This window comes from Cupriavidus sp. C2SS-8b (genome assembly GCF_057073745.1).
This window is the reverse complement of record NZ_CP172716.1, coordinates 231558-255701: the sequence shown is the minus strand read 5'-3', so window position 1 is coordinate 255701 and position 24144 is coordinate 231558. Positions and strand designations below refer to the sequence as shown.

Sequence of the window (24144 nt, the reverse complement as noted above, 5' to 3'; positions counted from 1 at the left end):
CGGGTGGCGATGCGCCGGGATTCCGGTCAGACGCCGTAGCGCTGCCGGTAAGCAGCCACCGCCTCGCGCGAAGCCGACAGCGACGGATTGTTGGAGGCATCCAGGTAGGCCAGCAGGTCCTTCAGGCTGGCAATCGCGATCACCGGCACGCCGTATTCGCGCTGTACGTCCTGCACGGCCGAATGCGTGCCGATCTGCTCGGCGGTGCCGCTCTTCTCCATGCGGTCCAGCGCGATCAGGACGGCGGCGGGTTCGGCGCCCGCGGCGCGGATCAGCTGCATCGACTCGCGCACCGAGGTGCCCGCGGAGATCACGTCATCGATGATGACGACCTTGCCCTGGAGCTTCGCGCCAACCAGCGTGCCGCCTTCGCCGTGGTCCTTGGCTTCCTTGCGGTTGTAGGCAAAGCCGACATCGCGGCCCATGCCGGCCAGCGCCACAGCGGTGGCCGAGGCCAGGGTGATGCCCTTGTAGGCCGGCCCGAACAGCACGTCGAACTGCACGCCCGAGGCCAGCAGGGTTTTCGCATAGAATTGCGCCACCTGGCCCAGCATGGCGCCCTGGTTGAACAAGCCGGCATTGAAGAAGTAGGGCGACTTCCGGCCCGCCTTGGTGACGAACTCGCCAAAGGACAGCACGCCGGCATCCAGCGCGAAGCGGATAAAGGTCTGGCTGAGGTCCGGCTGGCCGGCCTGCTGCGCGGTGGAAGGCGTCGTCTGCTGCGTCATCTTTTCTCTCTGAATTCAAAAATTTCCCGCATGTTACGGATTATCAGCGCCAACCTCAACGGCATCCGCTCCGCGTCCAAGAAGGGCTTTTTCGAGTGGATGGGCAAGCAGGACGCGGACATGGTCTGTGTACAGGAACTCAAGGCACAGGCTGCCGACATGACCGAGGCGTTCCTGGCGCCACATGGTTACCACGGATATTTCCACTACGCCGAGAAGAAGGGCTACAGCGGTGTCGGGCTCTACACACGGCACAAGCCCGAGCGCGTGGTCACCGGCTTCGGCAACCCGGAATTCGACGGCGAAGGCCGTTACGTGGAAGTGCAGTATCCCCATCTCGCGGTGATCTCGGTCTACGTGCCATCAGGCTCGAGTTCGGAGGAGCGCCAGCAGGCAAAGTTCCGCTTCATGGAGGCCTTCCTTCCGCACTTGTTGCAACTGAAGGCCAGCGGGCGGGAAATCGTGCTGTGCGGCGATGTGAACATCGCGCACAAGGAAATCGATATCAAGAACTGGAAGGGCAACCTGAAGAACTCTGGATTCCTGCCGGAAGAGCGCGCGTGGATCGGTGCCCTGTTCGATACCCACGGCTATGTGGACGTGTTCCGCCAACTCGATTCGCGGCCCGAGCAGTACACCTGGTGGAGCAACCGCGGCCAGGCCTACGCCAAGAACGTCGGGTGGCGTATCGATTACCACCTGGCGACGCCAAAGATCGCCACCACGGCGCATGTGTGTTCGATCTACAAGGACGAGAAGTTCAGCGACCACGCGCCGCTGTCGATCGATTACGACTACCCGCTCTGAGCGCGGGCTTTACGCCGCCCGGACTTCTGCAAGCAGCTCCGGGTGACGGTCCAGCAGCTTGAGGAGCTGGATCAGCGCCAGCGGTGGTTTAGTCTTGCCCGTTTCGTAGCGGGAGAACGCGTTGACGCCGCCGCCGAAAATATCTGCGGCCTGCCGCTGGTCAAGGCAAAGTTTCTTGCGGACGGCGGTGATATATGTAGGATCCACGAGTGACGCATTGACCTGTTTATTGAAGGCCAGCATTGACTCACTAACTCTGTCGCCGTCATTGATGTCCAGTACACCGTCGCCGCATTCCTGACACCACTCCCCCTGCACATCGCAGATTACGGTGGTTTCTCCGCGATACGTATAAGGCATGTCACGCATACCTTTCACCAATTCCGCACCACCACAAACAGGACACCTCATCCGCAACTCCTTAGTCAGCCCGGATCGTTGGTTATCGGGGCTTGAACGACACCACGAGCACCTTATCCGTCATTGTCAGCTTTACGTAGAGGCCACCATATGGTGTGGCAGGGCGGTAGACGTCCTGCCACACCCGATGATCCTCGTAAGCAGTCATGCTTTTATAGAAATCCGCCGGTTCAAGGCCCAGCAGGATGTCACGCACCCCGTGCCAGTCCAGTTTCATTAGCGCCGCTCCGGCATACGCGGCGTAAGTCATTTTCATCTGGCCTGCCGCCAGCATGACCTTCACATGCCGCAGCTTGTAATGCGCCGTGCCCTTCTCCATGCAAATTAACCTACTAGGTTAAATCCCGCAAGCCTCGAACCACGCCAGACCGCAATAATCCAATCGGTACAAACCCCTGCGACTGACCCCCAAGCCCGTTACAATGCAGGTTCGCCCCTGCGCCCGGCAGGAGATGTTTCGCATTCCCCGCATTTCAAAGAGCGAGTCCGCCATGGTTTTCAAAGTGTTCGTCGATGGTCAGGAAGGCACGACCGGTCTCCGGTTGCTTGACTATCTTTCCGGTCGTTCCGATGTGGAGCTGCTGCGCATTGCAGAAGACAAGCGCAAGGATCCGGCTGAGCGAGCACGCTTCCTGAACGCCGCGGATGTCGCTTTCCTGTGCCTGCCGGACGTGGCCTCGCGCGAGGCCGTGTCGCTGGTGACCAACCCGAATACCTGCGTGATCGACGCCAGCACCGCGTTCCGTACCGACAACAACTGGGCCTACGGCCTGCCGGAACTGGTGCGTGGCCAGCGCGAGAAGATCCGCGCGAGCAAGCGCATCGCGGTGCCGGGCTGCCACGCCAGCGCCTTCGTGCTGGCGGTGCGCCCGCTGGTGGATGCCGGCGTGCTGCCGCGCGACTACCCAGTGTCGGCGTTCTCGCTGACCGGCTACAGCGGCGGCGGCAAGAAGATGATTGCCGAGTTCGAAGCCGGCGGTAACCCGAAGCTGCATAGCCCGCGCAAATACGCGCTGGGCCTGCAGCACAAGCACCTGCCCGAGATGCGCGTGCAGGGTGGGCTGGCGTCGGAACCGATCTTCAACCCGATCGTCGGCAACTTCCTGAAGGGCCTGGCGGTGACGGTGCCGGTGTTCGCGGATCGCCTGGCGCGCAAGGTGAGCCCCGAGCAGATCGTCGACATCTACCGCAAGCACTATGAAGGCGAGCAGTTCGTACGCGTGATGCCTTACAACAGCGACGACAACCTCGACGACGGCTTCTTCGACGTGCAGGCCAACAACGACACCAACCGGGTCGACCTGTTCGTGTTCGGCACGCCCGAGCGCCTGAACCTGGTCGCGCGCCTGGACAACCTCGGCAAGGGCGCAGCCGGCGCAGCGGTGCAATGCATGAACGTGCATGTGGGCGCCGACGAGGCGACGGGCCTGCAAGCCTGACCGCTCTCCACGCTCAAGCAAAAAGGCCGGCATTGCCGGCTTTTTTGTTTCCCGCGGGGGCGATCAGCGTTTCAGCGGCCGCTGGCGATCGTCATCGCCGGAATCGACCGGCGCATCGCCGAGATTGGCCATATTGGCGCGATACGGCGGCAGGCGGTCCACCGTGGTGTTCATGGCGCGCGCGTAAAGCGGCAGCACCTCCGGCATGTGTTTCTCGAGATCGGCGATGCGGCTGCGCCCCGACGGGTGCGTCGATAGGAACTCCGAACCCGACTGCGTGACCTTGGCCATCTTCTGCCACAGCGTTACGGCCGCGCGCGGGTCATAGGCGGCGCGCGCGGCGATGTCCATGCCGATCAGGTCGGCCTCGCTTTCATCGGCGCGCGAGAAGCGCAGCGTCAGCAGGTGCGCGCCGGTCCCCAGCGCCATATTGCCGAGATTGCCGAAGCCGAACAGCTGCGAAACGACATTGGCGCCAAGGTTTGTGATCTCCGACTTGGCGGCGCGCTCGCGCGCATGTTCCTGCAACGCGTGCGCGATCTCGTGGCCCATGGCCATGGCGATCTCGTCGTCGGTCAGCTTGAGCTGGTCGAGCAGACCGGTGTAGAACGCGATCTTGCCGCCCGGCATGCAGAAGGCATTGACCTGCTTCGAGCCGATCAGGTTGATTTCCCACTGCCACTGGCGCGCGCGCTCGTTCCAGCGCGCGGTTTCCGGCAGCAGCCGCTTGCCGATGGCGCGCAGGCGCTGCAGCTGCGGATTGCTGTCGCCGGCAAGCGCACGCTTGGCGATCGCCTCCTGCTTGATCTGCTCGTATTCCTGCGCGGCCTGTTGCTCGATGACCTCGACCGGCACGATATTTCGTACTGCAGAGCCGCCGCGCTGCAAGCGGATGCCATCTTCCTGGTCGCCGTCCTGCTGGGCCAGCGCCAGCGGCGCCACCGTGATCGCCGCGCCCAGGGCCAGCACGCAGGCCATGCGGGACAGCACAGGACGCGAAACACCTGGAAGGTGGCGGGACATGTTCGGTTCCTTGGGGGCGATAGGGAAAGCCGGTGGCAGTCGGACACAAAGCGGGCAAACGGGTGATGCAATAATACACGGCGCCCACGCAGCCGCGCGGCGCCATCCGCCCACGCCATCCATGACTTTCCAGGACTATCTCGACATCTTCCGCAACCGCCGCATCGGCGCCATGCTGGCGCTTGGCTTCGCTTCCGGGCTGCCGCTGGCGCTGACGTCCGGCACGCTGCAGGCCTGGATGACGGTGGAAGGACTCGACATCAAGACCATCGGCTTCTTCTCGCTGGTGGGCCAGGCCTATATCTTCAAGTTCCTGTGGGCGCCGCTGATGGACCGCTACACACCGCCGCTCCTGGGCCGGCGCAAGGGCTGGCTGCTGGTCACGCAGCTCGGGCTGGTGGCGGGCATCGCCGCCATGGCGTTCTGCCCGCCGCGCGAAGCGCTCTGGACGCTGGCGGCACTGGCCACGCTGGTGGCCTTCCTGTCGGCGTCGCAGGACATCGTGTTCGACGCCTACAGCACCGACGTGCTGCGCCCGGCCGAGCGCGGCGTGGGCGCGGCCGTCAAGGTGCTGGGCTACCGGCTGGCGATGCTGGTCTCCGGCGGGCTCGCTCTGTGGCTGGCGGACCGCGTCCTGGGCTGGTCGCAGATGTACCTGCTGATGGCCGCGCTGATGAGCATTGGCATCGTCACGCTGCTGTGGGCCCCCGAGCCCGACGTGCCGGCGCGCGCGCCGCGCTCGCTCGAGGAAGCCATCGTGGGCCCGCTGCGCGATTTCTTCTCGCGCCCCGGTGCGTGGTGGCTGCTGCTGCTGATCGTGCTCTACAAGCTTGGCGATGCCTTTGCGGGCAGCCTGTCCACGACGTTCCTGATCCGCGGCGTCGGCTTCTCCGCCGGCGAAGTCGGCATCGTCAATAAAACGCTGGGGCTGGCCGCGACCATCGTCGGCGCGCTGTTCGGCGGCACGCTGATGGTGCGCCTGGGGCTGTACCGGTCGCTGATGCTGTTCGGCTTGCTGCAGGCGGTGTCCAACCTGGGCTACTGGATCCTGTCGGTGACGCCGCCGCACCTGTGGTCGATGGGCGCCACCATCGCGATCGAGAACCTGTGCGGCGGCATGGGCACGGCAGCGTTCGTGGCGCTGCTGATGACGCTGTGCAACCGCTCGTTCTCGGCCACCCAGTACGCGCTGCTGTCGGCGCTGGCTTCGGTTGGCCGGGTCTATGTCGGGCCGACCTCCGGCTACATGGTGGAGGCGTGGGGCTGGGCGCCCTTCTACCTCGGCACGGTGCTGGTGGCGCTGCCCGGCGTGCTGCTGCTCTGGGCCATGCGCCACACCGTCCATCGCTACGAAGCCCAGGCGCGCGAGGCGATCGCCTGAGCCTCCAGGAGCGGCCTTACTCCTTGTAGTACACGATCTGGTGCGACGTGGCGAGCAGCTCGCCACCCGCGCTCCAGACCTGCGCACTCTGGTCGAAGAAACCCTGGCGGAACACCTGGGCCCGCGCGCTGCATAGCACGTGGCTGTCGCCGAGCGCGGCCAGCGTGGCGGCATCGGCGTGGAAATACGTGGTCAGCGACACCGTGCCCGCCGGCACGAAACCCGCGCGCTTGAGGAAGATGCGCGGGTAGAAGCTGTCGCACCATGCGGCCATGGCCGGGAAGTCCGGCGTGCGGGCCGGCTCGTCGCGCAGCCAGAATTGCGTCAGGCTGTCCGGGTGTTCCGTGCCCGGCTCCGTGGTCGGCTTGGCGCCGCGGAACGGGCGCATGTCATAGGACTTGAGCCAGCGCACCGGCGCAAATCCGGCCATGGCCGGCACGTCTTTCGCCGCTGGGGCCTCGGGCCGCACCGCCTCCCCGCACGACCATGTCTCGCGCCGCAGCGAAAACACAGCGGTGGCCGTCGTGGCCACCGCATCGCCCTGGCGCAGTTCGATCTGCCAGTGCTGGGTCGAGCGATTAGTGCGCGTGGGGCGTGCCTCGATCTCGAACGGCCCTTCGGCGATCGGCCCCGCGAAGTTGACCGTCAGCGAGAGCGGATCGCCCAGGCGCTGCGGGTGCAGCAGCGCCGCTTGCAGCAGCGTCGCTGCGGTAATGCCGCCGAACGGCCCGATCATGTTCCAGTAGGCCGGCGTAGTGCGGCCCAGGAAGCGATGCTCGCCGGCTGGCTCCAGCACGAGCGCATCGTCAAAGGGATGAAGCAGCGTGCCGGCGGCAGCGGCGGTAACGGTTTGGGGCGCGAAGGTCATGGCAAATAGCACGGTCGTTCGATACCTGCCTACATTAGCCGTAGTCAGGGTTCACGTCAACGCCGATCGCCATCCCACACGGGTCAGGTTGCTGACACTGCAGCGTTCAGGCGGAGCAGACCCGGTACACCGCCAGGCTGCCGCGCCAGTTCTCGCCCCAGTTCACGGTGATGCCTTCGTGCATGACCACCCGGTCGAGCACGCGCAGGCCCACCTTGGGCGCCAGCGCCTCGAAATCGCTGATGGTCAGCACGCGCACGTTCGGCGTGTTGTACCACTGGTACGGCAGCGATTCCGACACCGGCATGCGCCCGCGGAACACCGACAGGCGGTGCGGCCAGTAGCCGAAGTTCGGGAACGAGACAATGCACTCGCGCCCGACGCGCAGCGTGTCGCGCAGCACCTGCGCGGTGTTGTGGATGGTCTGCAGCGTCTGCGACAGGATCACCGTGTCGAAGCTCTTGTCCTCGAAAAGCGCCAGGCCGCCTTCCAGGTTCTGCTGGATCACATGGACGCCCTTCTGCGCACAGGCCAGCACGCCTTCGTCGCGGATCTCGATGCCGTAGGCCTGCACTTCCAGTTCGTCCTGCAGCACGCGCAGCAGGCTGCCGTCGCCGCAGCCGAGGTCGAGCACGGTGGACTCGGGTTCGACCCAGCGGGCGATCGCGCGGAAGTCCGGGCGCAAGGCGAGGATATTGGGATTGGCGAGGGCGTTCATGCGCCGATCTCCTCTGCGATGCGCTCGTAATAGGCGCGCATCAGGTTGTGGTAGCGCGGATCGTCGAGCAGGAACGCGTCATGGCCGTGCGGCGCGTCGATCTCGGCGTACGAGACCGGGCGCTTGTTGTCGAGCAGCGCCTTGACCAGCTCGCGGCTGCGGTTCGGCGCGAAACGCCAGTCGGTGCTGAAGCTCGCCACGAGAAAGCTCGCCTGCGTCTGCGCCATCGCGCGCGTCAGGTCGCCGCCGTAGGCCAGCGCCGGATCGAAGTAGTCCAGCGCGCGCGTGATCAGCAGGTAGGTGTTGGCGTCGAAGTACTCGGCAAACTTGTCGCCCTGGTAGCGCAGGTAGCTCTCGACCTGGAATTCGACATCGAACGAGAAGCGGATGTCCTCGGACTTCAGCTCGCGGCCGAATTTCTCGGCCATGTCCTCGTCCGACAAATAGGTGATATGGCCGATCATGCGCGCCACGCGCAGGCCGCGCTTGGGCTTCACGCCATGCGCGTAGTAGTTGCCGCCGTGGAAATCGGGGTCGGACAGGATCGAGCTGCGCGCCACCTCGTTGAACGCGATGTTCTGCGCGGACAGCTTGGGCGTGGACGCGACCACGATGCAGTGGCGCAGGCGCTCTGGGTACATCAGGCTCCAGGCCACCGCCTGCATGCCGCCCAGGCTGCCGCCCATGACCGCGGCGAACTGCGCGATGCCGAAGACATCGGCCACGCGCGCCTGCGCGTTGACCCAGTCCTCCACCGTCACCACCGGGAACATCGCGCCATAGGGCTCGCCCGTGGCCGGGTTGGTGCTCATCGGCCCGGTGGAACCAAAGCACGAACCCAGGTTGTTCACGCCGATGACGAAGAAGCGGTTGGTGTCGAGCGGCTTGCCCGGGCCCACCATGTTGTCCCACCAGCCCACATCGCGCGGATCCTCGGCGTAGACGCCGGCCACGTGATGCGAAGCATTGAGCGCGTGGCAGACCAGCACGGCATTGGAACGGTCGGCGTTGAGCGTGCCGTAGGTCTCGACCATCAGGTCGTAGGCGGCGATCGACGAGCCGTTGCGCAGCTTCAGCGGCTCCTGGAAATGCATGCGCTGCGGCGTGACCACGCCGACGGAATCATTCGGCAGCGTGAGCGCGGCAGGCGGCAAGGCGACATCTGTCATGGAATCGGCCCGCCTAAAGCAGGCATAAAAAACGCAGGCATAAAAAAACCCGACCGGCAGTGCGTATAAAGCGTCGCAGCCAAGTCGGGTATTCGCGGTGTCCCGCGTGCCGGCGTGATTCCCGAACCTGCCTTGGGGGCGCCGACCCAACTTCTTTAGCCGCATTTATATTCGCAGACAGAGATCCCAGGTTTTCCAGGGCCATCCGGCTGCCGCGCGCCCGCAAGCCAGTCATCAAATCGGCGCGACGGCTTATTATAGTGCAATCCGCCGGACGCGCCGCATCGGGCGCGAACCTGCCGCACGCGGCATGGTCCGGCACCGACGAATCGCCATGCACAAGCCGAACATCCTGGTCATCGAAGATGAATCCGCCATTGCCGACACCATCGTCTATGCGCTGTCCACCGACGGCATGGCGGTGGAACACTGCGCGCTGGGCGGCGCCGGCCTGGAGCGCCTGCGCGCGCAGGCGTATGACCTGGTGATCCTGGACGTCGGCCTGCCCGACGTGAGCGGCTTCGAGGTCTGCCGCACGCTGCGCACGTTCACGGATGTGCCGGTCATCTTCCTGACGGCGCGGCATGACGAGATCGATCGCGTGGTCGGCCTGGAGATCGGCGCGGACGATTATGTCGTAAAGCCGTTCTCGCCGCGCGAGTTGGCCGCGCGCGTGCGGGTGATCCTGCGTCGAGCGAACCGCCAGTCCTCAGCCGAAGGCGCTTGCCACGCCGCGCCCACTCCATCTCGCCAGAGCGCCTTCACGGTCGATGCCGACGGCGCGCGCGTTGCCTACCAAGGCCACTGGCTCGAACTGACGCGCTACGAGTACCGTCTGCTGGCACTGATGCTGCGGCACCCCGGCCACATCTATTCGCGCGCGCAGCTCATGGATGCGGTCTGGCACGACGCGCCGGACACCATCGACCGCACCGTCGATACCCATATCAAGACCGTGCGCGCCAAGCTGCGCACGCTCGATGCCGACAGCGACCCGATCCGCACGCATCGCGGCATGGGGTATTCCATCGAGCCGTAACGGCCGACGGTCCTGCGCATGCATATCGGGCTTCGCATCTTCTTCGGCTTCTTCGTGATCGTCGGCCTGGCGGCCTTCCTCACACTGCGCGTGTTCGTGCAGGAGGTGAAGCCCGGCGTGCGCCAGGCCATGGAAGACACGCTGGTCGATACCGCCAACGTGCTGGCCGCGCTGGCCGCCGACGACATGAAGCAGGGCCGCATCGCCGACGGCGCGTTTGCGCAGCGCCTGGCGCGGGCGCAGGACACGCCGGTGGACGCGAATGTGTGGGGCCTGCGCAAGCAGTCGGTGGGCTACCGCATCTACATCACCGATACACATGGCATCGTTCGCTTCGACACCACCGGCAGCGCGGTGGGCAGCGACTATTCGCGCTGGAACGATGTCTACCTGACGCTGCAGGGCAAGTACGGCGCGCGCAGCACGCGCGCCAACCCCGACGACGAGAACAGCACCGTCATGCATGTGGCCGCGCCGATCCGCGACCCCATCGACGGCAAGACGCTGGGCGTTCTGACCGTGGCCAAGCCTAACCTGGCCATGACGCCGTTCATCGAGCGCAGCCAGCGCAAGATCCTGCTGCACGGGCTGCTGCTGATGGGCGTGGCCTTTGTGATCGGGCTGGCCTGCACGCTGTGGCTGGTGTACGGGCTGCGCCAGTTGCAGCGCTATGCGCGCGCAGTGGCAGCCGGCGAACGCGCGCAGATGCCGCTGCACGGCGCCAGCGAGCTGGCGGAGCTCGGCCGCGCCGTGGAAACCATGCGGCTTCGGCTCGAGGGCAAGCAGTATGTCGAGCACTACATCCACACGCTCACGCACGAAATGAAGAGCCCGCTCGCGGCGATCAGCGGCGCCGCGGAGTTGCTGCAGGAGGACATGCCGGCCACCGACCGCCAGCGCTTCGTCGCCAATATTCGCGGCCAGTCCGAGCGACTCGCGCAGATGATCCGCAAGCTGCTGGCGCTGGCCGCGGTGGAGCAGCAGCAGCGGCTCGACACCACCGAGCGCGTGGAACTGCTGCCGTTGCTTGGTACGCTCGTGAACGAACTGGAACCGCGTGCGCGCCAGCGCGGCGTAACGCTTGCAATCGAGCCAGGCATCGGGCCTGTGCCATCCGTCCCGGGCGACCCGTTCCTGCTGCGCCAGGCGCTGGCCAACCTGCTCGAGAACGCCCTCGATTTCGCGCCGGCTGGCAGCACCGTGCAGGTCGGCGTGACCGGCAACGGCACCGCCGGCCAGGTGTCGATCGAGGTGGCCGACCGCGGCCCCGGCATCCCCGACTATGCGCTGCCTCGCCTGTTCGAGCGCTTCTACTCGCTGCCGCGGCCCGGCGGCCAGGACAAGAGCACCGGCCTCGGGCTGTGCTTCGTGCGCGAAGTCGCCAACCTGCACAAGGGCGAGATCGTCCTTGCCAACCGCGACGGCGGCGGCGCCCTCGCCACGCTGACACTGCCGGCCGCGGCCTGACCAACCTGCCCGCTTCACAAAAGGCACACAGAGACTTCACACGGGCTCCACCGTGCGCGCACAGGCCGTGGCTAAGCTGGCCGGCACCATCACCACCGGGCCCGTGCCATGAACAAGATCCTGCTATACAAATCCCTGATCACCGGCGTCCTGATCGTGCTGATCCTGATCCCGCTCAGCCTCGTGGGCCATCTGGTCCAGGAGCGCAAGGCCTACGGCCAGGAAGCCGAGCAGAGCATCTGGAAAAGCTATGCCGGCCCGCAGACGCTGACCGGCCCCGTGATCGTCGTGCCGTACAAGGAAGTCACCTCCGTCACCGAGCGCCCCGATCCGAAGCAGCCGCCGGCCATCACGCACAACGTCGAAGCCCGACAGCTGCTGGTGTTTCCGCAGGCGCTGCGCGTGCAAGCCAGCGTTACGCCGGGCGAGCGCTACCGCGGCATCCACAAGACGCTAGTGTATGAAATGCAGAGCCGCTGGGAGGGCAGCATCACGCTGCCCACGCCGGATGACCTGACCCGCTCGCCGGGCCATGTGCGCTTCGAAGTCGGCCAGCCTTTCGTGGCACTGGGCATCACCGATACGCGCGGCCTGATGAGCGCGCCGACGCTGGAACTGGATGGCCGCAAACTTCCGCTGCAGCAGGGCGCGAAGCTGTCCACGCTGCCGCAGGGACTGCATGCGGAGCTGGACCTGCCCGCATTCAAGCCCGCGGCGGCCCAGCCGCGCACCGAGGGACGCACCGTGCCGTTCTCGCTGACACTGCCGCTGCTCGGCGCGCAGTCGCTCGCCGTGGTGCCGCTGGCTGCGCAGAACGATATCGCCATCGATTCACCGTGGCCGCATCCGAGCTTTGACGGGGAGTTCCTGCCGCGCACGCGATCCGTCGATGCAACCGGCTTCCGCGCGAAGTGGAGTGTCACGGCATTCAATACCAAGGCACGCGAACAGCTGTCGGGTTCGCGCGGCATGGCGCTGGATACGGTCTCGGTCAAGCTGATCGAGCCGGTCAACATCTACCTGCAGACCGAGCGCGCTACCAAGTACGGCATCCTGTTCGTACTGCTGACCTTCGCCGGCTTCTTCTTGTTCGAGCTGATCAAGCAACTGCGCATCCACCCGGTGCAGTACCTTCTGGTAGGACTGGCGCTGGCACTGTTCTTCCTGCTGTTGCTGAGCCTGTCAGAGCATATCGCCTTCGCGCTGGCCTACCTGGCGGCAAGCGGCGCCTGCATCGGCCTGCTCGGCTTCTACCTGTCGTTCGTGCTGCGCAGCTGGAAACGCGGTCTGGGCTTCGCCACGCTGCTGACCACGCTGTATGGCGCGCTCTATGTGCTGCTGCGATCGGAGGACAACGCGCTGGCGCTTGGCTCGCTGCTGCTGTTTCTGCTGCTCGCCGCGATCATGGTGGTGACGCGCAAGGTCGACTGGTACGCGGCCGGTGCTGCCCTGCAGCCGCAGCGTGAACAGGCGGCGGCCGCAATGGTTGCGGATACGGGTTCGGAAGACGCGACGGCCTAGCCGAGCAGCACGCGCAGCTGCGCTTCCGCGCGCTCGCCAGGCGACTTGCGGAAGCCGCTCTTGGCGTAGCGGTGCCACTGGCCCTGAACGTAGGCCATGATCAGCGCGGCGCGCAGCGCGACGTCGGCATCGGCCGGAAACGCGCCCTGCGTCACGGCGATCTTCAGGCACTGGCGCAGCGACGCCTCGATGCGGTCGACCATCTGGTTGATGCGCTCCTGCAGACGCTCGTGCTCGCCCACGAGCGCCTCGCCCGTCAGTACGCGCGTCATGCCGGGGTTCTTCTCGGCGAACGACAGCAGCATGCGCACGATGGCCTGGGCCTGTCGCACGCCGTGCTCTTCGTTGGTCGTGATCTGGTTGATCAGGCCGAATACGGTCTGCTCGATAAAGGCGATCAGCCCTTCGAACATCTGCGCCTTGCTGGCGAAATGACGGTACAGCGCCGCCTCCGACACGCTCAGGCGCCCCGCCAGCGCGGCGGTGGTGATCTTTTCCCCCCGCGGGTGCTCCAGCATGGCCGCCAGCGTCTGCAGGATCTGGACGCGGCGCTCGCCCGGGCGCGGGCGCTTGCGCGCCGGCGGCGCGTTCTCGCTCGCCGGCGCGTCGTCCTGCCCTTCCGGCAGGACCGCCTCCGGCGGGGTTCCGTTGCTTTCCATCATGACCCGGTTCTCCGCATTCTTCGTTGTAGTTGATGCATGGATTGTACTTTTATGTCCACATACGCCGGCCGGTTCGGCACGCGTGCCCGCACGCGCGGCGCGTCGGGCTGCGACTGCGGCGACAGCGCGGCGGCCCCGGCAGCGGGCGGCACCTGGGATTCCGCCGCGACCAGCGTCACCGAATGCTCCTGCGCGGCATGGCTGGCGTGCTGGCGGTCTTCGGCATCGAGCGTGGAGCGCACCGCGGCATCGCGGCGGCTGCCGGCCGTCTCCGGCGCGGCCACCACGTGCGGGCGCGAGGGCGCAATCGTGCGCAGGTAGCCGGTCACCCACGCCGTGCGGATGCCCAGGCCGGCGTAGCGCTTGAGGTGTGACAGCGTGTCTTCCACCAGCACCGCGCGATGCGGCGCAATGCCGGTCTGCGCCAGCAGGCGGCGCAGCATGCGCCGGTCAGGCTTGGGGCGCAGGTGTCCGTGCACCCACATGTGCTCGATGGCCACCACGCGTTCGAAGCAATGGCTGATGCCGGCAATATCGAGCACCGCGCGCGCATAGTCATGCGGCGCGTTGGTGACGATGATCTTGCGCCCCGGCAGCCGGCGCAGGTGCGCCGCCAGCCCGCGCCGCACGCGCACCATCCCGGACAAGTCCGGGAACTCGTGCGCGGCGCGCAGGAAATCCGCCGGGTCCACGCCGTGGTGGCGGATCATGCCGAGCAGCGTCGCCCCGTAGCGCTGCCAGTAGTCGACGCGCACGCGGCTCGCGATGGCGTCGTCGCAGCCGAGCACGCGCGCCACGTAGGCGGTCATCAGCCGGTTGATCGCCGGGAAGATCGCGTGCGAGGCGTCGTGCAGCGTGTTGTCCAGGTCGAACAGCCACACCGTGTCGCCGGACTGGTCGCCGGCCGGCCGGCGGCGCAGGCGCGCCCGCACGCGGCGCGAAGTGGAATGACTGGAAGGCACGCCGGACGATTGGAATTGCAAAGGGGGAAGAAGACAGCGGGCAGCGCGCCAGGCGGGCGCTGCCCCGTGGATGCCGCTCAGTGCGAGCGGATCATCGTGCCGAAGGCCTGCTCGGTCAGGATTTCCAGCAGCAGCGAATGCTCGATGCGTCCGTCGATGATGTGCACCGAATGCACGCCGCTCTTGGCGGCGTCGAGCGCCGACGAGATCTTGGGCAGCATGCCGCCCGAGATGGTGCCGTCGGCGAACAGTTCCTCGATCTCGCGCGCGGACAGGTCGGTCAGCAGGTTGCCCTTCTTGTCCATCACGCCCGGGATGTTAGTCATCATCACCAGCTTCTCGGCCTTGAGGATCTCGGCCATCTTGCCGGCGACCACGTCGGCGTTGATGTTGTAGGCCTGTCCGTCGTCGGAGAAGCCGATCGGCGAGATCACCGGGATAAAGGCGTCGTCCTGCAGCGCCTTGACCACGGCCGGGTTGATCGCCTCGATATCGCCCACGTAGCCGATGTCGATAAAGGCGCCCGGGTTCTCGCGGTCCGGCATCTGCAGGCGCTTGGCGCGGATCAGGCCGCCGTCCTTGCCGGTCAGGCCCACGGCCTGGCCGCCGTACTGGTTGATCAGCATCACGATGTCCTGCTGGACTTCGCCGCCGAGCACCCACTCGACCACTTCCATGGTCTCTTCGTCGGTCACGCGCATGCCCTGCACGAAGGTGCCGACCTTGCCGACCTTCTTGAGCGCCTCATCGATCTGCGGGCCGCCGCCGTGCACCACCACCGGGTTCATGCCGACCAGCTTCAGCAGGATCACGTCGCGCGCGAAGCCGTGCTTGAGCTTTTCCTCGGTCATGGCATTGCCGCCGTACTTGACCACGATGGTCTTGCCATGAAACTTGCGGATATAGGGCAGCGCCTCGGCGAGAATCTCGGCTTTGAGGGCGGGGGCAATAGCGGCCACCGCAGTCGCGGCAGCTCCGGGGTGGTCGGCGTTCATGGCTTGGGACATCCGTGAGATTCAACAGGTATGATGGCAAATCGGCCGCAGACCTGGCGGGGAACTCGCGGGGATCACCCGAAAGTGCACCATAGGGCCACGGCAGGCGCCGATTTTACAAGAATCCGCGAGGAGCGCGGGCAGCCGGCCCCATAGGCCCGGTACAAGCCGTCCCGATGCGCCGCGTGGCGCACGACGCGGCGCGCCGGCGTCATCTTTGCGCAACAGGTATCACCCTCGCCGCCCCGATGCCTCACGACACCGCCGACCTGGAGTCCCTGCGCCCCCACCTGCTGCGCTTCGCCCGGCTCCAGTTGCGCGACGAGACCCTGGCCGAGGACGCCGTGTCCGACACCCTGCTCGCCGCGCTGGAACACCCGGAGCGCTTTACCGGCCAGTCGGCACTGAAGACCTACCTGATCGGCATCCTCAAGCACAAGATCATCGACTTGCTGCGCAGCGGCCGGCGCGAAGTGCGGCTGGCCCTGGCCACCGACGACGACGGCGAGACCCACTCCGAACAGGACGCCTTCGACGTGCTCTTCACCCGCAACGGCCACTACCAGGACATGCCATCCGACTGGGGCGATCCCGACCGGACGCTGGAGCGGCGCGAGTTCTTCGAGGTGCTGCAGGCCTGCGTCGACCGCCTGCCGGCGCAGACCGCGCGCGTGTTCATGATGCGCGAGTGGCTGGAGCTCGAGACCGAAGAAATCTGTCAGGATCTGCAGCTCAGCGCGACCAATGTCTGGGTGATCCTGTACCGCGCCCGCATGCGCCTGCGCGAATGCCTGGAGCTGAACTGGTTCGGGCTGCCGCCCGGCGCCCGCAAGGCACGCTGACCCGCCCGCAAGGATCCCGACACGATTCCATGCCCGACTCGCCACGCCCTCACCGCCTACTGCCCGACTGCGAGGAAATCCACCACCTCACCATGAAGGCCATGGACCGCCCGCTCGGCTGGACCGAGCGCTTGCGCCTGCGCGGCCATCTGCTGATCTGCGCGGCCTGCACGCGCTTCGACGCGCAGATGCGGCTGATGCGCTCGGCCATGCACCGCATGGGCCAGGATGGCGAGGAGCCGCCGCGGAGCCGGCCATGACCGATCCGTCCACCGTCCTCACGGGGCAGCTGCGCCCGGTCGAACACTGCAGCGAATGCGGCGCAGGCTTCGTATGCGGCTATGCGGCCGGTCTGCCCGAGTGCTGGTGCGCCAGCCAGCCGCTGCTGCCCGCGCGCAGGATCGTGCCGGACCAGCATTGCCTGTGCCCCGCTTGCCTGAAAAAGAGGCAGGCGCCAACTCAGGCGCCGGACTGAAGCGGTGGCGCGGCGTGGGGCCGTGCCTCTTGCGCCGAACTCCACTGCATCACCACCATGCCGGCGGCGATCAGCGCCGCGCCGGCGAGGCGCCCCGGCGTCAGCGCGCGCACCGCGAAGCCAGCCAGCCCGAACTGATCGACCAGCAACGCCGCCACGACCTGGCCCGCAACGACAGCGGCGATAAAGCCGCCGGCGCCCAGACGCGGTGCCACGAGCAGCGCCGCCGTGATATAGAACACGCCAAGGACCCCGCCAATCCACATCCACGCCGGCGCACGACCCGCCGCCCGGAGCGTGGGCAACGGAACCTTCAGCAGCCACAGCAGCGGCACGATGACGGCAAGGCTGACCAGCAGCGACACCACGGTGGCCCATAGCGGATGCCCGAGCGCCCGGCCCAGCGTGGCATTGGCACCGGCCTGGAATGGGATCGCGGCACCGGCCAGCATGGCGGTGGCAAGGGGGAGAAGCAGGTTCGCGGGCAGGGTCGTGCCGGACATGGCGCACTCCGCAAGGCAATATTCGATACCCGCCAGTGTGAAATATCGCAGAATGAATTTCCAATTCTGCTTTCATACGTTTAACATTCGCGGAATGAATACCTTACGCGGAATCGACCTGAACCTGCTGGTGGTGCTGGAAGCACTGCTGGCCGAACGCCATATCTCGCGCGCAGCGCTGCGCCTGCACCTGAGCCAGCCCGCCGTCAGTCACGCACTGGGACGCCTGCGCCAACTGCTCGACGACCCCATCCTGGTACGCGGCAAGGGCGGTCTGGTGCCGAGTGCCCGCGCCCATGAAATCTCCGGACCCCTGGCCGAAGCGCTGGCGCAGGTGCGCATCCTGCTCGGTCCGGGCGGCTTCCAGCCGTCAACGGCGCGCCGCAGCTTCCGCCTCGCCATGTCCGACTACGGCGCGCTGGTGGTGCTGCCGCGGCTGCTGCGCGCGGTGCGCAAGGCCGCGCCGAATATCGACCTGGTGGTGACCCAGGCCAGCCGCGAAGCCATGACGGCGCAAGTGGCCGATGGCGAGATCGACATGGCGCTGGGCGTCTTCTCGCATCAGCCTGAAGACGTGCATGCGGTCGCCCTGTTCGAGGAAAGCTACGCTTGCGCGGTCGATGCGGCCACGGTGCGCGATGCGGGCCGGCTGGATCAGGTCGCCTACCTGGCGCGTTCGCACGTGCTGGTCGCGACGCACAGCGAGCGTGTGGATGCCATCGACGCGGCCGTGGCAAAAATTGGCGGGCGTCGCAAGATCGCCTGCGTGGTGCCGCACTGGAGCGTGGCGCCGGCGCTGATCGCGGGGACCAACCTGGTCCTGACCACTGCACGCCGCAGCCTGGCCGCGCTGGAGGCGGACCCGCGCTACGCGGTGTTCGATCCGCCGTTCGCGCTCGATAACTTCACCTTCAGCATGATCTGGCACGACCGCACGGACGCCGATCCGGGGCATACCTGGCTGCGCGAGCGCGTGCAGGCCGCCGCGGCCACTCAGGAATCGGACGAACCGATCAGCTTGCGCGGCTGACGCCGCACCGGCGACTTGCCTGCCGCGTTGCCGGTCTGCGGCGGACCTGGCTTGCGGCCGGCGCCCTTGTCACGCGGCGGCGGCGGCGCGCCCGTGCCGCCGCGGAACACCATCTTCTGGCGGGTGCCGAGCTGCTTGTTGGCCATGGCTGCCCCGCGGTCCAGTCAGATTCAGTGCTTGTGATCGCCGTGGCCAGCCGGGCTGGCGGCACTCGCGGTCATATCGCGCACTTCGGCGTTCACCTTTTGCTCGATGACTTTGCCGCCCTGCTCGATCTTGAGCGTAATAGGCACCGTGTCGCCTTTCTTGAGCTGGCCTTTCAGGTCCATCAGCATCACGTGGTAGCCGCCGGGCTTGAGTTCCACGTTCTGCATCTTCGGCAGGTCCAGCGACTGCACCTGGCGCATGCGCATGACGTTGCCTTCCATCTTCATCTCGTGCAACTCGGCCGCCGCGACCGGCGACGACACGCCGACCAGCTTTGCATTCTCATGCGCGTGCAGCACCATGAAGGCGCCCGACGCCGTCTGGGTCGGCACCGTGCCGCGCACCCAGGCGTTGCTGACATCGACCTGCGCCAGCGCGGCGCCCGAGGCCAGCATGGCGAACGAAGCGGCCAGCGTGGCCGCGCGGAATTTGGCTTGCATACAAGGCTCCCAGAAAGCAGACATTAGACCATGCGGCCGACGGCGGGTGCCGGCCCTGCGGATAACCCGATAGTCTGGCAGCGCCGCCCCCGCGCGACCAATGCGGCAAGGTGTCGCACTGGCCGGCGCCTGCGAGCCGCGTTGATACACTCGCGTGCATGCATGCCATCCCCGCCGTGACCCACCCGCCAGTCCTCAGTGCCTCGCCGCCGCTTCCAGCCGGCCCGGCCGCGCGCCCGAGCCTGGTGAGCCTGCGCCGGCTGTTCTGGCTGCGCTGGGCGCTGCTGGGGGGGCAGGCACTGGGCATGATGTCGTGCGAGCCGATTATCGGCGTCGCGCTGCCGACCAGCCCGCTGCTGGTGGTCTTCGCGCTGCAGGCGCTGTTCAACGTGCTGACCGGCCTGCGCCTGCGGCTGCACACCCGCCACGGCTCGGCGCCCGGCGAAGCCGAGCTGATGGGCCAGTTCCTCGTCGACCTGACCGCGCTGTCCGCGATCCTGTTCTATACCGGCGGCGCCACCAACCCCTTCGTCTCGTTCTACCTGCCGGGCCTGGCCATCGCCGCGGCCATCCTGCCGTGGCGGCAAGTGGTGGCGCTCGCCTGCTACGCGCTGGCCTGCTATACGGTGCTGCTGTTCGAGTACTTGCCGCTGGACCTGCACGACCCCGACAAGGCGGTGAACTACCACCTGGCCGGCATGTGGCTGAATTTCGTGGCCAGCGCGGTGATGATCGCCCTGTTCGTGGCACGGCTTTCCGGCGTGCTGCGACAGCGCGAGGCGCAACTGCACCTGGCCCGCGAGCAGTTGCTGCGTGAAGCGCGCGTGGAAGACCTCAATGCCCAGGCCGCGGCGGTCGCGCACGAGATCGGCACGCCGCTGGCGACGCTGGCGGTCATTGCGGGCGAACTGCGCGGCGACGCCTCGGACCGCGTCCGCGGCGCCACGCCGGTGGCCGACTACCTGCCGGACCTGCTCACCGTGGAGCAGCAGCTGGAACTGTGCCGCACGATCCTGGCGCGCCTGCGCGAAGATCCGGCCACGCTGGCTCCGCAGCGCATCGACGCGTGGCTGGGCAGCTTCGCCGAGCGCTGGCAACTGCGCCATCCCAATGCCACGCTGCAGGCCAGCGCTTCCCCGCAGGCGGGCGAACTCGCGATCGAGCCCGCCCGCGTGGGGCAGATCCTGACCATCCTGCTCGACAACGCCGCACGCAGCCAGCAATCGGCGGGACACGCGAAACTGCCGCTGCAGCTCGACATTGCGCTCGAGCACTGCGACCTGGCGTTTCGCGTGAGCGACCGCGGCGACGGCATTCCGCCCGCGCTGCGCGCGCAGCTGGGCGAAGCGCCCGTCGCCAGTCCGCATGGCGGCCAGGGCATCGGCCTGTACCTGGCGCAAAGCGGTGCGCGGCAAATGGGCGGCGGGCTCGCGTGGCAGGACCGCCCCGGCGGCGGCACCGTCGCCACGCTGCGCGTGCCGGCCTCTTCCACTGTTGCAGTGAATCCGTCATGACCGTTATCCACCATCCGGTTCCCGAGTCGATCGCGCCGGCAGGCTCGCCCTTCCTTGTCATCGACGACGATGCCGTGTTCTCCGGCACGCTGGCCCGCGCGCTGACACGCCGCGGCTACGCCGTGCAGGTCGCGCACAACACCAGCACGGCGCTGGCGCTGGCCGCGCGTACGGCGTTCGCCTACGTCACGCTGGACCTGCACCTGGGGCCGCCGCCCGAGGCTGGCAGCACGGCCGCCGCCGAATCGGGCCTGCAATTGGTGGGGCCGCTGCGCCAGGCGCTGCCGGAAGCGCGCATCCTGGTCCTGACCGGCTACGCGAGCATTGCCACGGCGGTCGCCGCGGTGAAGCAGGGGGCGGATGAATACCTGGCCAAACCCGCGAACGTGGATTCGATCCTCACCGCCCTGATGGCGGGCATCTCGGAAGATGCGGCGGAAGCCGCGCTGGAAGAGCCGGTGCCGCTATCGGTGGCCAGGCTCGAATGGGAACATATCCAGCGCGTGCTGAACGAACACGCCGGGAATATCTCGGCGACCGCGCGCGCGCTCAACATGCATCGGCGCACCTTGCAGCGCAAGCTGGGCAAGCGCCCGGTGTCGCGCTAAGCCAGCGGCGATCCAGGCCCGCGGCGATCTGTTACAGGCGAAGCTGAACGTAGTCCCACTCGAGCGCGTCGCCCGCGCCATCGGGGCCATCGCCCTGCGCGACGACGCGCAAGGCATCGCTCGCGTGGCGGTCCGCCAGCGTGAAAAGCTCTCCGGATTGCAGTGCCAGCGTGGCGGCGGCGACCGCGGCTGCGCCCAGGTTGCCGTGATGGGGGGCATGCGCGGCGGCGTTCGCCGGACGCATGCACAGGAATGCAGTGGCCGCCGCCAGCGTGGCCAGCAGGCCGGCGGTCGCGATCATGACGCGGCTGAATTGTGTCTTCACCAGGTTTTCCTCCTGCCAGTAGGTAGTTTGCAATGCGGTGGCTCCCGCATCTGCCATGGGGCTCAAGGTGCGCAAGCGTCTCATTGCGCGATAGGTGTGCGCCAGTGTGCTTACCAATGCTTACCAACCTTACCGACAGGTGGCACCCCGATACGCCCTGACAGGAAGCCTTGTCCTAGGAGGCCGCAGCCAAGGTGCGGCACTAAGCCGCATCGGGCGCCAGCGCGCGCCGCCGCGCGCAACGCTAGACTGGCGGGCTGACAAGGAGCACTTCATGCATTTCCCGCTTTCCCCGCGCCACGCGCGCCAGTGGCTGCTGCCGGCGGCGCTGATGGCGCTGTCCGCCACCGCATCGGCCCACGTCGTCTTCGAGCAGAAACAGGCGGAAGCCGGCAGCTATTACAAGGGCGCGCTGATGGTCGGCCATGGCTGCAACGGCAGCGCCACGCGCGCCATCACCGTCACCATTCCAGAAGGCGTGCAGGGCGCGCATCCGCAGCCCAAGGCCGGCTGGCAACTCGAGGTCAAGCGCGCGCCGCTGGCCAGGCCGGTGCAGTCGCACGGCAAGCTGATGACCGACGATGTGCGCACGCTGCGCTGGTTCGGCGGCACGCTGGCCGACGCGCATTTCGATGAATTCGTGATGCTGATGAAGTTGCCCGGGCAAGGCGGCAAGCTCTACTTCCCGGTGGTGCAGGAGTGCGAGAACGGCACGGCCGAATGGACACAGGTGCCGGCCGATGGGCAGACCACGCGCGACCTGAAATCGCCCGCCGCGGCACTGGACGTGCTGGCGCCCGAGGGGCACGCGCACGGACATTCGCACTGATCCGTCCATCTCGGACGCAAAAAAGGGCGCACCTGGTGCGCCCTTTTTGCTGGCCGTCAGCCGCCTTACAGCACGTAGCGCGACAGGTCTTCGTTCACCGCCAGATCGCCGAGCCGCTCGTTGACATAGGCGGCATCGACCGTCACCGTCTCGCCCGACGACTTGGTCGCGTGGAACGACAGGTCTTCCAGCAGCCGCTCCATCACCGTGTACAGCCGGCGCGCGCCGATGTTCTCGACCTTCTCGTTGACCGAGAACGCGATCTCGGCCAGCCGGCGGATGCCGTCCGGCGCGAACTGCAGCTCGACCGCTTCGGTCTTCAGCAGCGCCTGGTACTGCTTGGTCAGGCTCGCGTCGGTCTGCGTCAGGATGGCCTCGAAGTCCTGCACGGACAGCGAATCGAGCTCGACGCGGATCGGGAAGCGGCCCTGCAGTTCCGGAATCAGGTCGCTCGGCTTGGACAGGTGGAACGCACCCGAGGCGATAAACAGGATGTGGTCGGTCTTGATCATCCCGTACTTGGTGCTCACCGTGGTGCCTTCCACCAGCGGCAGCAGGTCGCGCTGCACGCCCTGGCGCGACACTTCGCCGCCGCCCATTTCGCTGCGGTTGGCAATCTTGTCGATTTCGTCCAGGAACACGATGCCGTTCTGCTCGACGTTGGTGATGGCCTTGTGCTTGAGCTCTTCGTCATTGACAAGCTTGGCGGCCTCTTCGTCGATCAGCAGCTTGAACGCTTCCTTGACCTTCATCTTGCGGCGATGCTTCTTGCCTTGCCCCATGCCGGCGAACATCGTGCGGATCTGCTCGGTCATTTCCTCCATGCCCGGCGGACCCATGATATCCATGCTCGGCAGGCCGGCGGCGACTTCCAGCTCGATGTCCTTGTCGTCGAGCTGGCCTTCGCGCAGCTTCTTGCGGAACACCTGGCGCGTGTTGGAATCCTTCTCTTCCGGCTGCGAGAAGCCGATGTCGCGCGGCGGCGGCAGCAGCACGTCGAGCAGGCGGTCCTCGGCCGCTTCTTCGGCCTTGGTGCGCACCTTCTTCATCTCGGACTCGCGCGTCTGCTTGATCGCCATCTCAGCCAGGTCGCGCACGATGGTGTCCACGTCGCGGCCGACGTAGCCGACTTCCGTGAACTTGGTCGCCTCGATCTTGATGAAGGGCGCATCCGCCAGCTTGGCCAGGCGGCGCGCGATCTCGGTCTTGCCGACGCCGGTCGGGCCGATCATCAAAATGTTCTTGGGCGTGATTTCCTGGCGCAGCGGGTCGGCCACCTGCTGGCGGCGCCAGCGATTGCGCAGCGCCACGGCCACGGCTTTCTTGGCCTTGTTCTGGCCGATGATGTGCTTGTCGAGTTCGGAAACGATTTCCGACGGGGTCATGGTATGCGACATGGTATCCGTTCAGTGGGGGCGTGCCGGCCCGTGCGCGGGCCGGGCGGCGCTTATTCCAGCGTTTCGATGACGAAGTTGGTGTTGGTGTAGATGCAGAGCTCGCCGGCGATGGTCAGCGCTTTCTCGACCACGTCCTTCGGCGCCAGCTCGGTGTTCTCCACCAGCGCCTTCGCGGCCGACTGCGCGTACGAGCCGCCCGAGCCGATCGCCGCGATGCCACCCTCGGGATCCAGCACGTCGCCGTTGCCGGTGATGACCAGCGTGGTGTCGCGGTCGGCGGTAATCAGCATGGCCTCCAGCCGGCGCAGCGCGCGGTCCGAACGCCAGTCCTTGGCGAGGTCGACCGCGGCGCGGGTCAGGTTGCCCTGGTACTTTTCCAGCTTGGCCTCGAAGCGGTCCAGCAGCGAAAACGCGTCGGCCGTGCTGCCGGCAAACCCCACCAGCACTTTGCCGTTGTAGATGCGGCGCACCTTGCGGGCGGTGCCCTTCATCACGATATTGCCGAGAGTGACCTGACCATCACCGCCGAGCGCGACCTGATTGCCGCGGCGGACGCTGACGATGGTAGTGCCGTGATACTGTTCCATGGTGGCTTCCGTGAATATGTCAGGACGGTAGGTGGCGACGCACCAGGCCGGTTTCAAGGGCCGCTGGGCGCAACGCCATCTGCAGGTGCGCAGTCGCATCCACGCAATCTGACAAATATAGGACGACGCCGCGCCCGGGACGGTTCGGTCGCCCGCAAAACAAAAAGGCCATGCGCAGTCGCATGGCC

29 protein-coding genes are annotated in these 24144 nt (G+C 66.7%); 13 read left to right on the top strand and 16 right to left on the bottom strand.

The genetic code is table 11. The features are described 5' to 3' along the window. Positions 1 to 26: 26 nt before the first annotated feature. Positions 27 to 728 (bottom strand): orotate phosphoribosyltransferase, encoded by a 702-nt coding sequence (gene pyrE, locus ACIGJB_RS01125; RefSeq protein WP_211946943.1) that lies wholly within the window; start codon positions 726 to 728, stop codon positions 27 to 29. Positions 729 to 758: 30 nt separating this feature from the next. Between pyrE and ACIGJB_RS01120 the strand changes: the two genes are divergently transcribed. Then, complete coding sequence (locus ACIGJB_RS01120) at positions 759 to 1535, top strand: exodeoxyribonuclease III (RefSeq protein ID WP_483731013.1); 777 nt, start codon at positions 759 to 761, stop codon at positions 1533 to 1535. Between the two features lie 9 nt (positions 1536 to 1544). Here the strand turns inward: ACIGJB_RS01120 and ACIGJB_RS01115 are convergent, their stop codons facing one another. Continuing rightward, a complete protein-coding gene (locus ACIGJB_RS01115) occupies positions 1545 to 1946 on the bottom strand; it encodes a type II TA system antitoxin MqsA family protein (protein WP_483731012.1) in 402 nt (133 codons plus the stop codon). 31 nt (positions 1947 to 1977) lie between these two features. Then, complete coding sequence (locus ACIGJB_RS01110; RefSeq protein WP_483731011.1) at positions 1978 to 2274, bottom strand: type II toxin-antitoxin system MqsR family toxin; 297 nt, start codon at positions 2272 to 2274, stop codon at positions 1978 to 1980. Positions 2275 to 2446: 172 nt separating this feature from the next. Here ACIGJB_RS01110 and argC point away from each other — a divergent pair, with 172 nt between their 5' ends. Beyond that, complete coding sequence (gene argC, locus ACIGJB_RS01105) at positions 2447 to 3394, top strand: N-acetyl-gamma-glutamyl-phosphate reductase (protein WP_483731010.1); 948 nt, start codon at positions 2447 to 2449, stop codon at positions 3392 to 3394. Positions 3395 to 3457: 63 nt separating this feature from the next. Here argC and ACIGJB_RS01100 read toward each other — a convergent pair whose 3' ends face one another. Next, positions 3458 to 4417, bottom strand: a complete 960-nt coding sequence (locus ACIGJB_RS01100; protein ID WP_483731009.1) for a M48 family metallopeptidase — start codon at positions 4415 to 4417, stop codon at positions 3458 to 3460. 121 nt (positions 4418 to 4538) lie between these two features. Here ACIGJB_RS01100 and ACIGJB_RS01095 point away from each other — a divergent pair, with 121 nt between their 5' ends. After that, positions 4539 to 5798, top strand: a complete 1260-nt coding sequence (locus ACIGJB_RS01095; RefSeq protein ID WP_483731008.1) for a muropeptide transporter — start codon at positions 4539 to 4541, stop codon at positions 5796 to 5798. 16 nt (positions 5799 to 5814) lie between these two features. Here ACIGJB_RS01095 and ACIGJB_RS01090 read toward each other — a convergent pair whose 3' ends face one another. From ACIGJB_RS01090 to metX, 3 genes are all read right to left on the bottom strand, one after another. After that, positions 5815 to 6666, bottom strand: a complete 852-nt coding sequence (locus tag ACIGJB_RS01090; RefSeq protein ID WP_483731007.1) for an acyl-CoA thioesterase — start codon at positions 6664 to 6666, stop codon at positions 5815 to 5817. 106 nt (positions 6667 to 6772) lie between these two features. Beyond that, positions 6773 to 7384, bottom strand: coding sequence for a methionine biosynthesis protein MetW (metW, locus tag ACIGJB_RS01085; protein WP_483731006.1), 612 nt, complete (start codon positions 7382 to 7384; stop codon positions 6773 to 6775). Further along, complete coding sequence (metX, locus tag ACIGJB_RS01080) at positions 7381 to 8553, bottom strand: homoserine O-succinyltransferase MetX (RefSeq protein WP_483731005.1); 1173 nt, start codon at positions 8551 to 8553, stop codon at positions 7381 to 7383. Before metX ends, metW begins: the two co-directional genes overlap by 4 nt. A gap of 334 nt (positions 8554 to 8887) precedes the next feature. Between metX and creB the strand changes: the two genes are divergently transcribed. The 3 genes from creB to creD all read left to right on the top strand — a co-directional run bounded on the left by creB (position 8888) and on the right by creD (position 12580). Next, positions 8888 to 9592, top strand: a complete 705-nt coding sequence (gene creB, locus ACIGJB_RS01075) for a two-component system response regulator CreB (RefSeq protein WP_483731004.1) — start codon at positions 8888 to 8890, stop codon at positions 9590 to 9592. An 18-nt stretch (positions 9593 to 9610) separates the two neighbouring features. Continuing rightward, on the top strand, positions 9611 to 11059 hold the full coding sequence (gene creC / locus ACIGJB_RS01070) for a two-component system sensor histidine kinase CreC (protein ID WP_483731003.1): 1449 nt from the start codon (positions 9611 to 9613) through the stop codon (positions 11057 to 11059). A gap of 108 nt (positions 11060 to 11167) precedes the next feature. Beyond that, positions 11168 to 12580 (top strand): cell envelope integrity protein CreD, encoded by a 1413-nt coding sequence (creD, locus tag ACIGJB_RS01065; RefSeq protein WP_483731002.1) that lies wholly within the window; start codon positions 11168 to 11170, stop codon positions 12578 to 12580. Here creD and slmA read toward each other — a convergent pair. The 3 genes from slmA to argB form a co-directional block, all read right to left on the bottom strand. Then, positions 12577 to 13242, bottom strand: coding sequence for a nucleoid occlusion factor SlmA (gene slmA, locus ACIGJB_RS01060; RefSeq protein WP_483731001.1), 666 nt, complete (start codon positions 13240 to 13242; stop codon positions 12577 to 12579). The two genes, creD and slmA, sit on opposite strands and share 4 nt — an antisense overlap. Then, a complete protein-coding gene (locus tag ACIGJB_RS01055) occupies positions 13239 to 14204 on the bottom strand; it encodes a pyrimidine 5'-nucleotidase (RefSeq protein ID WP_483731000.1) in 966 nt (321 codons plus the stop codon). Before ACIGJB_RS01055 ends, slmA begins: the two co-directional genes overlap by 4 nt. A gap of 77 nt (positions 14205 to 14281) precedes the next feature. Beyond that, positions 14282 to 15211, bottom strand: coding sequence for an acetylglutamate kinase (gene argB / locus ACIGJB_RS01050; protein WP_483710169.1), 930 nt, complete (start codon positions 15209 to 15211; stop codon positions 14282 to 14284). A gap of 236 nt (positions 15212 to 15447) precedes the next feature. Between argB and ACIGJB_RS01045 the strand changes: the two genes are divergently transcribed. From ACIGJB_RS01045 to ACIGJB_RS01035, 3 genes are read left to right on the top strand one after another with little or no spacing between them, the layout of a single operon-like run. Further along, complete coding sequence (locus ACIGJB_RS01045; protein WP_483730999.1) at positions 15448 to 16041, top strand: sigma-70 family RNA polymerase sigma factor; 594 nt, start codon at positions 15448 to 15450, stop codon at positions 16039 to 16041. A 29-nt stretch (positions 16042 to 16070) separates the two neighbouring features. After that, positions 16071 to 16301: a zf-HC2 domain-containing protein gene (locus ACIGJB_RS01040; protein ID WP_483730998.1), complete on the top strand. Its 231-nt coding sequence runs from the start codon at positions 16071 to 16073 to the stop codon at positions 16299 to 16301. Further along, entirely contained in the window at positions 16298 to 16516 is a 219-nt protein-coding gene (locus tag ACIGJB_RS01035; RefSeq protein WP_483730997.1) for a cysteine-rich CWC family protein, read from the top strand. The genes ACIGJB_RS01040 and ACIGJB_RS01035 overlap by 4 nt, the downstream gene beginning before the upstream one ends. Here ACIGJB_RS01035 and ACIGJB_RS01030 read toward each other — a convergent pair. Beyond that, positions 16501 to 17019, bottom strand: a complete 519-nt coding sequence (locus ACIGJB_RS01030) for a DMT family transporter (RefSeq protein WP_483730996.1) — start codon at positions 17017 to 17019, stop codon at positions 16501 to 16503. The two genes, ACIGJB_RS01035 and ACIGJB_RS01030, sit on opposite strands and share 16 nt — an antisense overlap. A gap of 94 nt (positions 17020 to 17113) precedes the next feature. Between ACIGJB_RS01030 and ACIGJB_RS01025 the strand changes: the two genes are divergently transcribed. Beyond that, positions 17114 to 18049 (top strand): LysR family transcriptional regulator, encoded by a 936-nt coding sequence (locus tag ACIGJB_RS01025; RefSeq protein ID WP_483730995.1) that lies wholly within the window; start codon positions 17114 to 17116, stop codon positions 18047 to 18049. Here the strand turns inward: ACIGJB_RS01025 and ACIGJB_RS01020 are convergent. Then, entirely contained in the window at positions 18013 to 18195 is a 183-nt protein-coding gene (locus tag ACIGJB_RS01020) for a hypothetical protein (protein ID WP_483730994.1), read from the bottom strand. The two genes, ACIGJB_RS01025 and ACIGJB_RS01020, sit on opposite strands and share 37 nt — an antisense overlap. 24 nt (positions 18196 to 18219) lie before the next feature. Continuing rightward, positions 18220 to 18696, bottom strand: a complete 477-nt coding sequence (locus tag ACIGJB_RS01015) for a copper chaperone PCu(A)C (RefSeq protein ID WP_483730993.1) — start codon at positions 18694 to 18696, stop codon at positions 18220 to 18222. Positions 18697 to 18854: 158 nt separating this feature from the next. Here ACIGJB_RS01015 and ACIGJB_RS01010 point away from each other — a divergent pair, with 158 nt between their 5' ends. Continuing rightward, positions 18855 to 20210 (top strand): ATP-binding protein, encoded by a 1356-nt coding sequence (locus tag ACIGJB_RS01010; protein WP_483730992.1) that lies wholly within the window; start codon positions 18855 to 18857, stop codon positions 20208 to 20210. Beyond that, entirely contained in the window at positions 20207 to 20818 is a 612-nt protein-coding gene (locus tag ACIGJB_RS01005) for a response regulator transcription factor (protein WP_483730991.1), read from the top strand. The genes ACIGJB_RS01010 and ACIGJB_RS01005 overlap by 4 nt, the downstream gene beginning before the upstream one ends. A gap of 31 nt (positions 20819 to 20849) precedes the next feature. On the opposite strand, the gene ACIGJB_RS01000 is transcribed toward ACIGJB_RS01005, so the two are convergent. Continuing rightward, the gene (locus ACIGJB_RS01000; RefSeq protein ID WP_483732370.1) at positions 20850 to 21146 is read right to left on the bottom strand and encodes a hypothetical protein; all 297 of its coding nucleotides are present in this window, start codon (positions 21144 to 21146) and stop codon (positions 20850 to 20852) included. Between the two features lie 271 nt (positions 21147 to 21417). Between ACIGJB_RS01000 and ACIGJB_RS00995 the strand changes: the two genes are divergently transcribed. Continuing rightward, positions 21418 to 21972, top strand: coding sequence for a YcnI family copper-binding membrane protein (locus ACIGJB_RS00995; protein ID WP_483730990.1), 555 nt, complete (start codon positions 21418 to 21420; stop codon positions 21970 to 21972). Between the two features lie 65 nt (positions 21973 to 22037). On the opposite strand, the gene hslU is transcribed toward ACIGJB_RS00995, so the two are convergent. Both hslU and hslV read right to left on the bottom strand, forming a co-directional pair. Beyond that, the gene (gene hslU, locus ACIGJB_RS00990; RefSeq protein ID WP_483730989.1) at positions 22038 to 23369 is read right to left on the bottom strand and encodes an ATP-dependent protease ATPase subunit HslU; all 1332 of its coding nucleotides are present in this window, start codon (positions 23367 to 23369) and stop codon (positions 22038 to 22040) included. Between the two features lie 50 nt (positions 23370 to 23419). After that, positions 23420 to 23956, bottom strand: coding sequence for an ATP-dependent protease subunit HslV (hslV, locus tag ACIGJB_RS00985; protein WP_483710158.1), 537 nt, complete (start codon positions 23954 to 23956; stop codon positions 23420 to 23422). Positions 23957 to 24144 lie beyond the last annotated feature (188 nt).

What these genes read in the sequence shown, in the direction of transcription:
- pyrE (WP_211946943.1), bottom strand. Translation starts at nt 728, where the DNA reads ATGACGCAGCAGACGACGCCTTCCACCGCGCAGCAGGCCGGCCAGCCG.
- ACIGJB_RS01120 (WP_483731013.1), top strand. Translation starts at nt 759, where the DNA reads ATGTTACGGATTATCAGCGCCAACCTCAACGGCATCCGCTCCGCGTCC.
- ACIGJB_RS01115 (WP_483731012.1), bottom strand. Translation starts at nt 1,946, where the DNA reads ATGAGGTGTCCTGTTTGTGGTGGTGCGGAATTGGTGAAAGGTATGCGT.
- ACIGJB_RS01110 (WP_483731011.1), bottom strand. Translation starts at nt 2,274, where the DNA reads ATGGAGAAGGGCACGGCGCATTACAAGCTGCGGCATGTGAAGGTCATG.
- argC (WP_483731010.1), top strand. Translation starts at nt 2,447, where the DNA reads ATGGTTTTCAAAGTGTTCGTCGATGGTCAGGAAGGCACGACCGGTCTC.
- ACIGJB_RS01100 (WP_483731009.1), bottom strand. Translation starts at nt 4,417, where the DNA reads ATGTCCCGCCACCTTCCAGGTGTTTCGCGTCCTGTGCTGTCCCGCATG.
- ACIGJB_RS01095 (WP_483731008.1), top strand. Translation starts at nt 4,539, where the DNA reads ATGACTTTCCAGGACTATCTCGACATCTTCCGCAACCGCCGCATCGGC.
- ACIGJB_RS01090 (WP_483731007.1), bottom strand. Translation starts at nt 6,666, where the DNA reads ATGACCTTCGCGCCCCAAACCGTTACCGCCGCTGCCGCCGGCACGCTG.
- metW (WP_483731006.1), bottom strand. Translation starts at nt 7,384, where the DNA reads ATGAACGCCCTCGCCAATCCCAATATCCTCGCCTTGCGCCCGGACTTC.
- metX (WP_483731005.1), bottom strand. Translation starts at nt 8,553, where the DNA reads ATGACAGATGTCGCCTTGCCGCCTGCCGCGCTCACGCTGCCGAATGAT.
- creB (WP_483731004.1), top strand. Translation starts at nt 8,888, where the DNA reads ATGCACAAGCCGAACATCCTGGTCATCGAAGATGAATCCGCCATTGCC.
- creC (WP_483731003.1), top strand. Translation starts at nt 9,611, where the DNA reads ATGCATATCGGGCTTCGCATCTTCTTCGGCTTCTTCGTGATCGTCGGC.
- creD (WP_483731002.1), top strand. Translation starts at nt 11,168, where the DNA reads ATGAACAAGATCCTGCTATACAAATCCCTGATCACCGGCGTCCTGATC.
- slmA (WP_483731001.1), bottom strand. Translation starts at nt 13,242, where the DNA reads ATGATGGAAAGCAACGGAACCCCGCCGGAGGCGGTCCTGCCGGAAGGG.
- argB (WP_483710169.1), bottom strand. Translation starts at nt 15,211, where the DNA reads ATGTCCCAAGCCATGAACGCCGACCACCCCGGAGCTGCCGCGACTGCG.
- ACIGJB_RS01045 (WP_483730999.1), top strand. Translation starts at nt 15,448, where the DNA reads ATGCCTCACGACACCGCCGACCTGGAGTCCCTGCGCCCCCACCTGCTG.
- ACIGJB_RS01040 (WP_483730998.1), top strand. Translation starts at nt 16,071, where the DNA reads ATGCCCGACTCGCCACGCCCTCACCGCCTACTGCCCGACTGCGAGGAA.
- ACIGJB_RS01035 (WP_483730997.1), top strand. Translation starts at nt 16,298, where the DNA reads ATGACCGATCCGTCCACCGTCCTCACGGGGCAGCTGCGCCCGGTCGAA.
- ACIGJB_RS01030 (WP_483730996.1), bottom strand. Translation starts at nt 17,019, where the DNA reads ATGTCCGGCACGACCCTGCCCGCGAACCTGCTTCTCCCCCTTGCCACC.
- ACIGJB_RS01025 (WP_483730995.1), top strand. Translation starts at nt 17,114, where the DNA reads ATGAATACCTTACGCGGAATCGACCTGAACCTGCTGGTGGTGCTGGAA.
- ACIGJB_RS01020 (WP_483730994.1), bottom strand. Translation starts at nt 18,195, where the DNA reads ATGGCCAACAAGCAGCTCGGCACCCGCCAGAAGATGGTGTTCCGCGGC.
- ACIGJB_RS01015 (WP_483730993.1), bottom strand. Translation starts at nt 18,696, where the DNA reads ATGCAAGCCAAATTCCGCGCGGCCACGCTGGCCGCTTCGTTCGCCATG.
- ACIGJB_RS01010 (WP_483730992.1), top strand. Translation starts at nt 18,855, where the DNA reads ATGCATGCCATCCCCGCCGTGACCCACCCGCCAGTCCTCAGTGCCTCG.
- ACIGJB_RS01005 (WP_483730991.1), top strand. Translation starts at nt 20,207, where the DNA reads ATGACCGTTATCCACCATCCGGTTCCCGAGTCGATCGCGCCGGCAGGC.
- ACIGJB_RS00995 (WP_483730990.1), top strand. Translation starts at nt 21,418, where the DNA reads ATGCATTTCCCGCTTTCCCCGCGCCACGCGCGCCAGTGGCTGCTGCCG.
- hslU (WP_483730989.1), bottom strand. Translation starts at nt 23,369, where the DNA reads ATGTCGCATACCATGACCCCGTCGGAAATCGTTTCCGAACTCGACAAG.
- hslV (WP_483710158.1), bottom strand. Translation starts at nt 23,956, where the DNA reads ATGGAACAGTATCACGGCACTACCATCGTCAGCGTCCGCCGCGGCAAT.